Annotated in this window: 11 protein-coding genes and 2 pseudogenes; 7 read left to right on the forward strand and 6 right to left on the reverse strand. The window is 72.1% G+C overall.

The window, feature by feature from the left end; translation table 11 throughout:
* Positions 1-8: 8 nt before the first annotated feature.
* Positions 9-890 (forward strand): alpha/beta fold hydrolase, encoded by an 882-nt coding sequence (locus ACWIF2_RS30395; protein WP_454364018.1) that lies wholly within the window; start codon positions 9-11, stop codon positions 888-890.
* Entirely contained in the window at positions 887-1,912 is a 1,026-nt protein-coding gene (locus tag ACWIF2_RS30400; protein ID WP_454364020.1) for a VOC family protein, read from the forward strand. The genes ACWIF2_RS30395 and ACWIF2_RS30400 overlap by 4 nt, the downstream gene beginning before the upstream one ends.
* A gap of 7 nt (positions 1,913-1,919) precedes the next feature.
* Here the strand turns inward: ACWIF2_RS30400 and pntB are convergent, their stop codons facing one another.
* Both pntB and ACWIF2_RS30410 read right to left on the reverse strand, forming a co-directional pair.
* Positions 1,920-3,353, reverse strand: coding sequence for a Re/Si-specific NAD(P)(+) transhydrogenase subunit beta (pntB, locus tag ACWIF2_RS30405; RefSeq protein ID WP_454364021.1), 1,434 nt, complete (start codon positions 3,351-3,353; stop codon positions 1,920-1,922).
* A gap of 6 nt (positions 3,354-3,359) precedes the next feature.
* A complete protein-coding gene (locus tag ACWIF2_RS30410; protein ID WP_454364023.1) occupies positions 3,360-4,916 on the reverse strand; it encodes a Re/Si-specific NAD(P)(+) transhydrogenase subunit alpha in 1,557 nt (518 codons plus the stop codon).
* 311 nt (positions 4,917-5,227) lie between these two features.
* Between ACWIF2_RS30410 and ACWIF2_RS30415 the strand changes: the two are divergent.
* Positions 5,228-6,534: pseudogene (locus ACWIF2_RS30415) on the forward strand (MFS transporter).
* Positions 6,535-6,551: 17 nt separating this feature from the next.
* Here ACWIF2_RS30415 and ACWIF2_RS30420 read toward each other — a convergent pair.
* Positions 6,552-7,028 carry a VOC family protein gene (locus ACWIF2_RS30420; RefSeq protein ID WP_454364025.1) on the reverse strand — a complete coding sequence of 159 codons (477 nt, stop codon included), beginning with the start codon at positions 7,026-7,028 and terminating at the stop codon, positions 6,552-6,554.
* Positions 7,029-7,092: 64 nt separating this feature from the next.
* Positions 7,093-7,935, reverse strand: a complete 843-nt coding sequence (locus ACWIF2_RS30425) for a helix-turn-helix domain-containing protein (RefSeq protein WP_454364027.1) — start codon at positions 7,933-7,935, stop codon at positions 7,093-7,095.
* Between the two features lie 151 nt (positions 7,936-8,086).
* Between ACWIF2_RS30425 and ACWIF2_RS30430 the strand changes: the two genes are divergently transcribed.
* Entirely contained in the window at positions 8,087-9,013 is a 927-nt protein-coding gene (locus ACWIF2_RS30430; RefSeq protein ID WP_454364029.1) for a polysaccharide pyruvyl transferase family protein, read from the forward strand.
* Positions 9,014-9,126: 113 nt separating this feature from the next.
* Positions 9,127-9,453 (forward strand): DUF3040 domain-containing protein, encoded by a 327-nt coding sequence (locus tag ACWIF2_RS30435; protein ID WP_454364031.1) that lies wholly within the window; start codon positions 9,127-9,129, stop codon positions 9,451-9,453.
* Here ACWIF2_RS30435 and ACWIF2_RS30440 read toward each other — a convergent pair.
* Entirely contained in the window at positions 9,446-10,042 is a 597-nt protein-coding gene (locus tag ACWIF2_RS30440) for an HAD-IIIA family hydrolase (protein ID WP_454364033.1), read from the reverse strand. The genes ACWIF2_RS30435 and ACWIF2_RS30440 overlap by 8 nt on opposite strands.
* Positions 10,039-11,040 carry a glycosyltransferase family 2 protein gene (locus ACWIF2_RS30445; protein ID WP_454364034.1) on the reverse strand — a complete coding sequence of 334 codons (1,002 nt, stop codon included), beginning with the start codon at positions 11,038-11,040 and terminating at the stop codon, positions 10,039-10,041. The genes ACWIF2_RS30440 and ACWIF2_RS30445 overlap by 4 nt, the downstream gene beginning before the upstream one ends.
* A 140-nt stretch (positions 11,041-11,180) precedes the next feature.
* Here ACWIF2_RS30445 and ACWIF2_RS30450 point away from each other — a divergent pair, with 140 nt between their 5' ends.
* Together ACWIF2_RS30450 and ACWIF2_RS30455 are read left to right on the forward strand one after the other, a co-directional pair.
* Positions 11,181-11,948, forward strand: coding sequence for a polysaccharide deacetylase family protein (locus ACWIF2_RS30450; protein ID WP_454364035.1), 768 nt, complete (start codon positions 11,181-11,183; stop codon positions 11,946-11,948).
* Positions 11,949-12,036: 88 nt separating this feature from the next.
* A pseudogene (locus tag ACWIF2_RS30455) lies at positions 12,037-12,159 on the forward strand (SRPBCC family protein); the annotation flags it as partial.

A 12,159-nucleotide genomic window follows, 5' to 3' on the forward strand; every position in this document is an offset into this window, starting at 1 on the left:
GGACCACCATGAGCGCACCGACCGAACTGCCCTCGCCGCCCTCGATGCGAGAGCGTCTGCTCGACGTCGCCGGCAGGAAGATCTTCGTCGCGGAGACCGGCGAGGGCCCGCCCGTCCTGCTGCTGCACGGCGGCGGCCCCGGCGCCTCCGGCGTCTCCAACTACACGCGCAACATCGCCGCGCTGGCGAAGGAGTACCGGGTCATCGTCCCCGACCTGCCCGGCTACGGCCGCAGCACCAAGGGCGTCGACGCCGCCGACCCCTTCGGGCACCTCGCCGACGGCATCCGGGGCCTGCTCGATCAACTCGGCCTGGAGAAAGCCCACTTGGTGGGCAACTCCTACGGCGGTGCCTGTGCGCTGCGGCTGGCCCTGGACACCCCCGACCGGGTCGACCGCATGGTGCTGATGGGTCCCGGCGGCATCGGCACCACCCGCGGCTTGCCCACGCCGGGTCTCACCAGCCTGCTGAACTACTACAACGGGGACGGGCCGTCACGGGCGAAGCTGGAGAAGTTCATCCGTGAGTACCTCGTCTTCAACGCCGCCGACGTCCCTGACGCGGTGATCGACGCGCGCTACGAGGCGAGCATCGACCCCGAGGTGGTGGCCGCCCCGCCGCTGCGCCGCCCCTCGGGGCCGAACGCCCTGCGCACCCTATGGAGGATGGACTTCACCCGCGACCGGCGGCTCGCCCGTCTGCCCGTGCCCACGCTGGTGCTGTGGGGCGCCGCCGACCGGGTCAACCGGCCGTCCGGCGGGGCGATGCTGGCCGAGCGCATGCCCGACTGCGATCTGTATCTGGTCGCCAACACCGGCCACTGGGTGCAGTTCGAGCGCGCGGAGCTCTTCAACCGGCTGTGCGCCGGCTTCCTGGCGGGCCGCCGATGAAGACGCCCGGGAACACGTCAGCCGGTACGTCCGTCTTCGGCTCGGTCCATCTCGGCTACCTCGTCATCGAGACCGAGCGCTTCGCTGACTGGCGCCGCTTCGGCAGCGACGCCATCGGCATGCACCGCGACGATCTCTCCCGCGATGTGACACGGTTCCGGCTCGACGACCAGGAGTGCCGGTTCCTGCTGCGGCGCGGTCCCGCCGAGGACGTCGTCGCGACCGGCTGGCACATCGACGACCACGCGGCGTTCGAGCGGATCGAGGCCCGGATCCGCGCCCATGGCGTGCCGTTGAAGGAGGGCACGGCCGAAGAGGCGGCGCTGCGCGGCGTCGAGCGCCTGCTGCGCTTCCCCGGTCCCAAGGGCATCACACAGGAGATCTACACGACCCCCGTGCGGTCGGCCGAGCCCTTGCGGATGCTCTCCTCGGGCTTCGTCACCGGCGAGGCGGGCATGGGGCATGTCGCGATCACGTCCACCAGACCGGCGCGGCTGCGCGGCTACTTCGACACCGTCTTCGACGCCCGGCTGACCGACCGCATCGACGAGACGATCAGCGGAGTCAAGCTGAAGATCCGCTTCCTGCGCGTCAACGAACGCCACCACTCCATCGCCGTCGCAGCCGTCCGGGGCATGCCGATCGACCCGGTCCGCACCCGTGTCCAGCACCTCAACATTCAGACGACGACTCTGGACGACCTGGCCCGCAGCTATCAGCGCGTGCACGAACTCGGCTTCGACATGGCCCTGTCCGTCGGTCAGCACACCAACGACAAGGAGCTGTCCTACTACGCCCGCACGCCCTCGGGCTTCGAGTGGGAGGTCGGCTGGAACCCGGTCGTCGTGGACGAGTCCACCTGGGAGCCGAGCACCCACCAGGGCATCAGCATCTGGGGGCACACCCCGGTCGGGCAGACGATCGTCGACAAGCTCGGGCAGTTCCGGCTCGCCGCGCGCTCCCTGACACGCGTCGAGGACACCGTCCCCGCCCTCTGCGGCAACGGTGTCCCCGACGACTGAGCACGGCTCAGCGCGACGTGCCGGCCATCTCCGGGACCGGCGCGTCGAGGGCGTCCAGACCGCGCAGGATGTCCTCCACCCGCTGCTTGGCGTCGCCGAAGAGCATCTGCGTGTTCTCCCGGAAGAACAGCGGGTTCTGCACACCGGCGTACCCGGCGGCCATCGACCGCTTGAAGACGACCACGTTGGCCGCCTCCCAGACGTGCAGCACCGGCATGCCGGCGATGGGGCTGGAGGGGTTGTCGGTGGCGGCCGGGTTGACGGTGTCGTTGGCGCCGATGACCAGGACGACCGAGGTGGCGGCGAAGTCGTCGTTGATCTCGTCCATTTCGAGGACGACGTCGTACGGCACGTTCGCCTCGGCGAGCAGCACGTTCATGTGCCCGGGCAGCCGGCCGGCGACGGGGTGGATGCCGAAGCGCACCTCGACGCCCCGCTCGCGCAGCTTGCGCGCCAGCTCGGCGACCGGGTACTGGGCCTGGGCCACCGCCATGCCGTAACCCGGGGTGATGATCACCGAGGTGGCGTCCCGCAGCAGTTCGGCGGTCTCCTCGGCGTTGATCTCCCGGTGTTCGCCCTGCTCGCCGTCGTCGGCGGCCGCCGCCGGGGTCCCGAAGCCGCCCGCGATCACCGAGATGAAGGAGCGGTTCATCGCCTTGCACATGATGTACGACAGATAGGCACCGGAGGAGCCGACCAGCGCGCCGGTGACGATCAGCAGGTTGTTGGCGAGCAGGAAGCCCGAGGCCGCCGCCGCCCAGCCGGAGTAGCTGTTGAGCATGGAGACGACCACCGGCATGTCACCGCCGCCGATGGAGGCGACCAGGTGCGCGCCGAGGGCGAGCGCGACCACGGTGACGGCGATGAGCAGGCCGATGTTCGGCCGGGCCACGAACGCGACGGTGAGCGCGACGAAGGCGACCAGGGCGCCCACGTTGAGGATGTGCTTGCCGGGCAGCGTCAGCGGGTTCGACTTGATCCGCGCGGACAGCTTCAGATACGCGACGACCGAGCCGGTGAAGGTGACGGCGCCGATGAACACCCCGATGAACACCTCGGCGTGATGGATGCCCAGCAGCGAACCGCTGAGCTCCGCGTCGACGTCGAGATAGCCGTTCCAGCCGACGAACGTGGCGGCGAGGCCGACGAGGCTGTGCATGATGGCGATCAGCTCCGGCATGCCGGTCATCTCGACGACCCGGGCGCGCCACAGTCCGATGCCCGCGCCGACGGCCGTCGCGACGGCGATCAGCACGAGTCCGGTGGCGGTGATGCTCCGGGAGGCGAGACCGACGGTGGCGGCCAGGGCGATGACCATGCCCGCGATGCCCCAGACGACTCCCGAGCGGGAGGTCCGGTGCTGCGAGAGGCCGGCCAGGCTGAGGATGAACAGCAGCGCGGCGACGACGTATGCGGCCTCTGCGGCCGTGACTGTGGTCATCCGTGATCAGCCCTTCGAGAACATGCCGAGCATGCGGCGGGTGACGGCGAATCCGCCGAAGATGTTGATGCTCGCCAGCAGGATCGCGGCGAACGACAGCACGGTGACGGCGGTGTTCCCCTGCCCGATCTGCAGCAGCGCGCCGACCACGACGATCCCGGAGATGGCGTTGGTGACCGACATCAGCGGGGTGTGCAGCGCGTGGTGCACATGGCCGATGACGTAGAAGCCGATGACGATCGCCAGGACGAACACCGTGAAGTGGCCGATGAGTTCGCTGGGCGAGAAGGCGGTCACCAGGAACAGGGCGAGCGCTCCGGCACCGACGAGGGCGTACGGCGCCCACGCCGGCCGGGCGGGCTTCGCCGGGGTCTCCGAGGGCACGGCCACGGGTTCCGGGGCCCCTGCCGGGGCCGGCGCGGCAGACACCTGGACCGGCGGCGGGGGCCAGGTCTTCTCGCCCTCGCGGACGACGGTCATCGCCCGCTGCACCACGTCGTCGAAGTCGAGGACGAGCTGCCCGTCCTTGCCGGGCGTCAGCAGCTTCATCAGGTTGACGATGTTGGTGCCGTAGAGCTGCGAGGCCTGGGCGGGGAGCCTGCCGGGCAGGTCGGTGTAGCCGATGATCGTCACGTCGTTGTCGGTGACGACCGCCTTCCCGGCGACCGTGCCCTCGACGTTGCCGCCCTGCGCCGCGGCCATGTCGACGATGACGCTGCCGGGCTTCATGCGCGCGACGTCCTCGGCGGTGACGAGCCGGGGGGCCGGGCGGCCCGGGATGAGCGCGGTGGTGATGATGATGTCGACGTCGGCGGCCTGCTCGGCGTACAGCTGCGCGGCGAGCCGGTTGTAGTCGTCGGAGGTGGCCTTGGCGTAGCCGTCGGTGCTCACCTCCTGCTCGGCACTCACCGTCAGGAACTCACCGCCCAGGGAGCGGACCTGCTCGGCGACCTCGGGCCGGGGGTCGGTGGCGCGGACCACGGCGCCGAGGCTGCGGGCGGCGCCGACCGCCGCGAGTCCGGCCACACCGGCTCCGGCCACCAGCACCTTGGCGGGCGGCACCTTGCCGGCTGCGGTCACCTGGCCGGTGAAGAAGCGTCCGAAGGCGTGCGCGGCCTCGACCACGGCCCGGTATCCGGCGATGTTCGCCATCGAGCTGAGCACGTCCAGGGACTGGGCGCGCGAGATCCGCGGCACCGCGTCCATGGCGAGCACCGTGATCGGCCGCCGCGTCAGCTCCTCGACCAGTTCCGGGTTGAGCGCGGGGCTGATGAGCGCGATCAGGGTCGCCCCGTCGCGCAGCCGGCCGATCTCCTCGCTGGAGGGGCCGTTGACCTTCAGTACGATCTCCGCCGACCACGGGTCGCCGAGGCGGGCTCCCGCCTCCTCGTAGGCCGTGTCGAAGAAGCGGGACGAGGCTCCCGCTCCCGGTTCGACCACCACGTCGTATCCGAGCGCGACAAGTCTCCCCACGGTGGCCGGCGTCGCCGCCACCCTGGTCTCGCCCGCAGTGGACTCGGCGGGTACGCCGATCCTCTGGGGTTCCGGTTCCGCTGGGGCCATCGTCTGCCTCTCTCGTCGTTCCACTGCCTGTCTGCCTGTCCTCCTTGGTGCCCGCATCCTGCACCTTCGACGCGGCAACTGTGGCGGACCGTGGTCACATGGCCGAGGAGGTCGTCCTCACACCGCACAGGGGTTGCCGCGTGACGCGTTTGGAGGTATCGGTGTGGCGCACGGGGCCGGAGTGATCTGGTGATGCGACGTGAAACAGCCGGGCGCAGACTGAGTGCGTGAGCAGCACGCGCCCGGGGCGCGGCGAGGCCTCGCTCCCCTCCCGACCGGCGCCGCAGCAGCAGACTGTGGCACTGGCGGCGATGATGTTCGCGGTCGCCATGACCTTCATCGACCAGACCATCGTGTCGATCGCGGCTCCGGACATCGTCCGTGAGCTGGACCTGTCGTCCTCCGGCATGCAGTGGGTGGTGAACGCCTATCTGCTGGCCCTCGCGGCGTTCTTCGCCCTCGGCGGGCGTCTGGCGGACCTCTACGGACCGCGCCGGGTCGTCGTGTTCGGCACGCTGGTGTTCGTCGTGTCCTCGGTGCTGTGCGGCTGTGTCCCCGAGGGCAGTGCGGCGCAGACCTGGCTGATCGTGTTCCGCGCCACCCAGGGGTTCGGGGCGGCGCTGCTCTTCCCGGCGGCTCTGGCCGTGGTGGTGGCGGTGTTCCCGGTCGAGCGGCGCGGGCGTGCCCTCGCCCTGTTCTTCGGTGTCTCCGGCGCGCTGACCGCCCTGGGCCCACTGCTGGGCGGCTGGCTGACGAACTGGACCTGGCGCGCCGTCTTCTGGGTCAACGTCCCCGTGGCGATCGTGGCACTGGCTCTGACCGCGCTGGCGCACATCGCCGACCGGCGGCGGTCCGGCTCCCTGGATGTCAAGGGCACCGCGCTGATCGCGGCCGGCATGGGCCTGAGCGTCCTCGGCTTCCAGCAGGCCTGGTCCTGGGGCTGGGACAGCTGGGCGACCTGGGTGTGCATCGGGGGCGGCCTCGCGGTGCTGGTCGCGTTCGTCCGGTTCGAGCGCGACGTGGAGCATCCGCTGATCGACCTGCGGGTCTTCCGCGACAGGGCGGCTGCGTCGGGTTCGCCCTGTGGGCGAACAAGCTCACCGACCTGTCCATGCACGACCAGTGGCCGTACGCGGCCCTCGCCGGGGCCGGCATCGGCTTCATCCTCGCGCCGGCCTCCACGGACGCCGTCAACCGGGCCATCGGCGCCTCGTACGGCGAGGTCACCGGCATCACCCAGACGGTGCGCAACTACGCGGCGAGCGTGGGCCTGGCCGTCTACGGCACGATCCTGACGCACGTCACGACCGACAAGGTGGTGCGGACCCTGGAGTCCCGGGGCATGTCCGCGGACGACGCGAACACCGTGGCCCGTGACGTCACCGAGTCGATCACTGGCAGCGGCGACTCCCAGCCGCCCTCCGGCACGGGCCCGGCCGCCGAGGCCACCCGGGACGCGATGGGCGCCATCCGCATGGACTTCGCCGAGGCCAACCAGTGGGTGTTCTACGGCATGGCCATCGCCCTGGGCATCGGCTACCTCTGCGCCCTGCGCCACCCGGGCGGGCGGCCGGCCACCAACGCGCCGGTGGAGGAGCCGGTCAGGCAGGCGCACTGACGGCGCCGGGCTCGTCGTCAGGTGAACAGGTCGGTGGTACGCGCCTGGATCTCCTCCGGCGTCAGCTCCTCGACCGTCTGGGAGATCATCCAGAGGTGGCCGAACGGGTCGGCGAGACGACCGCCGCGCTGTCCGTAGTGCTGGTCGGCGACGGGGTACACCACCGTCGCACCGCCCCGCAGCATGGCCTCGGCGACGGCGTCGGCATCGGACACGTCGAGCGCCATGATCACCGGTGAGCCGCCGAGGGAGGTCGGTGCGGGGTCGCCGTCGTCGGCGTCCTTGACCGCGATCACCGCGCCGCCGAGACGCAGCATGGCATGCACGATCCTGCCCTCGGGGTCGGTGTACCGCTCGATCTCCTCGGCGCCGAGCGCGGTCCGGTAGAAGTCGATCGCCCGGGGTCCGTCGGAGACCACGAGCCGGGCGTAGGTCCGGGTGACGACGGGGGCGTCGGGTGAGGTGCCGGGTGGGGTGGGGTGTGTGTTCGTCATGCCTTCACGATCGCGGGTCCCGGGGGCCGTGGATTGTAGAAAACGGCCGGCCGGGCGGGGCCCGTCACCCGCCGAGCGGTACGTGGTTGCGCTCCAGCGGCGAGCGCGGTGTGTACGCGGTCGGGGTGATGCCCGCGAGCGCGCGGAACTCGTGGATCAGATGGGCCTGGTCGTGGTAGCCGCAGTCCGCGGCGAGGACCGCCCAGTCGGGCGCCCCGGCCCCGGAGTTCACACGCCGCAGCAGGCGCTGGAAGCGCCGTACCCGCGCATACCGCTTGGGCGCGAGTCCCAGCTGTTCGGCGCAGCTGCGGGCCAGCCGCCGGGAGGTCCAGCCGAGCCGGTCGGCGACCTCGCCGACGGGCGTGCCGCGATCGAGCAGGACGGCGGCGAGGCGGACCGCCGGGTCGGGCTCAAGCGGGCGTTCCGCCCGCCCCAGCAGGGCCGTCTCCAGCTCTCGCAGCCCCGCCTCCGGACCACCGGCGGCCACGGCCTGAAGCAACCGCTCACGCAGCACCGCACCGTCCGTGCCCCACAACTCGTCCAGCCCGACCAGCTCGTCGCGGACCGCGGAGACCGGGGCGGGGAGGAACGGGTACGCCCCCGCCGGCCGGAACGCCACCCATACGACGGCGCGCTGCTGCGCCGGGTCGATCAGGGCCGGCTCCGTGTACGGCCCCTGCACGGCCGCGCCCCGGGTACGCCGGTCGGTGCCGCCCAGCGGTGACGAGGACAGGGCGTCCCCGTCGAGGTTCACCAGCAGCTGCGCCCCGCCCGTCGGCAGGGCCAGCTCGGCGGCGTGCGCGAACCGCCCCTCGACATACCCCAGCGCGCCGATCAGCGGCACGAGCGCGGGCGCCGACGGCCGGACCGTGAGCGCGAAGGGTGCCTCCTTGGCCGTACGAGCCATGCGTCCAGCCTACGGCCGGGGTACGAACCGTTGACGGAAGCAAGGGCCCCGCTTATCTGGGCGCCGGAGACGCACCTCTTCCTGGTGGGCAGCAGGTCGAATGCGCGTAATGCCCTGATTGTGTTCCCGGTGGGCTGGGCACTCAGGGCATGTGCACACACAAGACGGCAAGCGACCGCGCAGGGTTCTGCTGACCGGCTGGTTCAGCTTCCGGGACAGGGAGGCGACCGCCGGGGACGTCCTGGCCCTGCGCCGGGTCGAGGACGTGCTGCGGGGGACGGGCATCCCCTACGACGTCGCCTGGAGTCCGGGCTTCCGTCCGGAGGCCCTGCATCTGGAGCGGCTGTGGCCCGAGGACTACACCCACCTGGTGTTCGTGTGCGGCCCCTTGCACGGGCCGCAGGTCGAGGAGCTGCACCGGCGGTTCGCGCACTGTGTGCGGATCGCCGTGGGCACCTCGGTGATCGACCCCGGCAGCACGGCCGTGACCGGCTTCCACCGGGTGCTGCCGCGGGACGCTCCCGACCGCGAGCCGGTGGAGGATCTGGCGGCCCGCGCCCCGGACGTGCCCGCCCGGCCCGTCGTCGGGGTGATCCTCGCGCACGGGCAGCACGAGTACGGGCGGCTGCGGCGGCACGGGCAGGTCGCCGAGGAGGTGACGCGGTGGCTGGCCGGGAAGGACTGCGGCAGGCTGGAACTGGAGACGCGGCTCGACGCGCACGACTGGCATCTGAGTGCGACGCCGGCGCAGCTCCAGTCCGTGCTGGCGCGGATGGACCTCGTCGTCACCGACCGGCTGCACGGGCTGGTGATCGCGCTGCGGGTCGGCACGCCGGTGCTGGCCGTCGACCCGGTCGCGGGCGGCTCCAAGCTGACCGCGCAGGCCCGTGCCTGCGGCTGGCCCGCGCTGGTGGCCGCCGAGCAACTGGACGTGCGGCAGCTGGACCGCTGGTGGGACTGGTGCCTGACCGGCGGCCGGGTGACCGCCCGGCAGATCCGCGACGGATTCCGGGAGGGCACCGTGCCGGACAGCGCGGACCGGCTCGTCGAGGCGCTGGCCCGGCCGGTCGCCGGTTAGCTCACTGACCTCACGGGGCATCCGCATCTACGTTCCCCGCTGTACTTCCCCGCTTCCCCCGCCGCACGTCCCCCCGGGAGGAGAGACGGTCCGGCCGACCGGAAGGAGAAAGCGTGTCCATCGGCCGACTTCCCGATCACGAGCAGCGCATCCTCGACGAGATGGAACGCGTCCTGCGCCGCGACCGCCGCCTCGACCGCCGGCTGCGCACCCTGCGGGTGCGCCGTCGCCCCGACCCCGCCCGTGTCCTGGCCCGTCTGGCCGCCTACCGTCCCCGTGTCTGGACCGTGGTGGTCCTGTTCGCGGTGTCGGCCGGGCTGCTGGCGGCCGGGATCGTCACCTCCGAGCCGGGGGTGATCTGGGCGTTCGCCGCGATATGCCCGCTGACGCTGTACGCGACGTTCCGGTTGATGTGCCGGTGGTGCGGGACCTCTACTTGACGCCGCCCGGCCCGGGATCGGCCGTGAAGGCCTGCCGGACGGGGCGTTCGTCGGCGAGGACACGGCCCTTGGGCGGCCCGTCCAGGAGCGCGCGGACCGCCGTCATCAGGTCCGGGGCGACATGGTCGGCGCTCCCGGTCTCCTCGGGGCGCGTCCGAGCGGTCGGTACGAGGATGCCGCGGGCACCGGCCCGGCGAGCGGCCTCCATGTCGGCGGCGTTGTCGCCGATGACGACGAGGCCGGTGGGTGCGGTGCAGATCCGTCCGGCCGCCCACAACAGCATGCCGGGGTGCGGTGTGCGGCAGTGGCACCCGGCGCCGGGGCCGTGCGGGCAGACGGCGAACACGTCGAAGGGGCCGAGAAGTTCGCCGACGCGGTGATTGACGCGGCGGACGTCGGCATCGGTCAGCCGTCCGTGTGCGACAAGGGACCGCTGGGCGACGACGCCGGTGCGGATGCCGCGTGCGCGCAGCAGGGCGAGCGCCTCGCGGGCGCCCGTGACGGGGCGCAGGCCGCCGGGGCCGGCGCCGTGGGCGTCCTCCACCAGGGTGCCGTCACGGTGGAACAGCACGGCCTTCACCGCGTTCACGGGGTGACCTCCTCCTGCCAGGCGGGGGCGTGGCGGTGGCGCCAGGCGCCGGTCAGGCGGTGCCAGGTCGCGGCCGGCGGGATGAGCACGCTGGTCGCCACCATGGTCGTCACTTCGTGACGGGTGCGCGGGCCGAGCGCGATCCGGGCCCGGGCGAACTCCGCCGTGCCGGCCGCCCAGCCGAGCGCACAGGCCGTCGCGGCCCGTCCGTGCCCGGCGGCGGCGAGGGCGCACGCCGCGACGCCCGCGGTCGTGATCGCCGCGTGGGAGCGGATGCGGCCTCGTGGCGCGACCGCCTTGTCCCACCAGTCGGGCCCGTGCAGATGCCGCATGAGGGCGTCGTCGGCGTTGCCGCGCTGCTGGCGCACCGACACCCAGCGGGAGGCGGGGTGCACGGGGTGCCGTGTGGTGCGGCGGCCCTGCCGGATGCGCCAGCCCGAGTCGAGCACGCGCAGCGCGAGATCGGCGTCCTCGCGGAAGGCACGCTCGAAGCGTTCGTCGAAGCCGCCGACCTGCTTGAGCGCCTCCGTGCGGTACGCCATGTCGGAGGTGATCCAGTGGGCGCGGGCGAGTCCCGCCGTGCCGCGTTCCCAGTCGGTGGGGCGGCGTTCGCCGGGCAGCGGGACGGCGATGACGCCCTGGACGCCGGCGATGTCGGGTGACGCCTCGGCGAGGTCCTCGGCCAGCTGATCGCACCAGTGGGGCCCGACCTGGACGTCGTCGTCGAGGAACACGGTCCACGGCGCCGTCACGGCGCGCAGCCCGGTGTTGCGGGCGGCGGCGGGCCCACGACCGCCGCCGCCCAGCACTGTGGTGCGCTCCCGCAGGTCGCCGAGGACGCTCAGCGGATGTTCCAGCTGCCCGGGGCCGGGGTCGGTCCGGTCGTCGACGATGACGATCTCGCCGGGGCGGGGCCCGGTCGCGGCGGCGAGCGCCGCGAGACAGTCGGCGAGGGTGTCCCGGACGACGGTCGGGATCACGACGGCGTACGAGGTCATGCGGCGGTCCTCCCTGCGACGATCGCCCGCCTTCGGTGGTGGCGAGTGCCGCGGTACGGCCGTCTCAAACGCCACAGGGACTATACATCGCGCGTATACACGGTATGTATAGTCTCGCCATGCCTTCTCTGACCAAGAAGATGACGAAAACGGGGACCGCGTTCCGAACTGCCGGAAAGCTCACGGCGATCGCCGCTCTGACACTCGCCCTGAGCGGGTGCGCGGGGCCCGACATCACGGCCCCCAGCGCCGTCCGCGCCCGGGCGGCGACGGACGTCCAGGCGGCCCGCTTCGGCACCGTCGACTGCCGTGAGGCGAAGTGCATCGCGCTCACCTTCGACGCGGGGCCGAGCGAGCACTCCGCGCGCCTGCTGGACATCCTGAAGGAGAGACAGGTCCCGGCGACCTTCTTCCTCCTCGGTGAACGGCACATCGAGAAGTACCCGGAGCTGGTGCGGCGCATGGCCGACGAGGGTCACGAGGTGGCCAGCCACACCTGGGACCACAAGATCCTGACCCGGCTGAGACCCGAGGAGATACGCGAGGAACTGGAACGCCCCAACCAGGAGATAGAACGCCTCACCGGACAGCGCCCGACCCTGATGCGCCCGCCCCAGGGCCGCACCGACGACACCGTGCACGAGATCTGCCGCGAACTGGGCCTCGCCGAGGTGCTGTGGAGCGTGACGGCCAAGGACTACAAGACGACCGACTCGGACCTGATCACCCGCCGCGTCCTCGCCCAGGCGTCCCGGGACGGCATCATCCTGCTGCACGACATCTACGACGGCACCGTGCCCGCCGTCCCGGGCATCGTCGACGCGCTCAAGGAACGGGGGTACGTGTTCGTGACGGTGCCACAACTGCTGGCACCGGGGAAGGCGGAGCCCGGGAAGGTGTACCGGTAGCGCACAAACCCCCGGCGGGCTCTGGGCCGAGTGGGTGAGCCGTACCCGAGCGGGCCGCCGAGCAGCGTGGGTTCCCTACGATCGGGACGTGGCGAACATCCTGCTCGAACGGACCGTCCCGCTCCCCCTCGACGAGGCGTGGCGGCGGATCACGCAGTGGCAGCGGCACGGTGAGGGGGTGCCCTTGACGCGGGTCGGACCGGTCCCGGCC

The organism is Streptomyces sp. NPDC055506 (assembly GCF_053643595.1).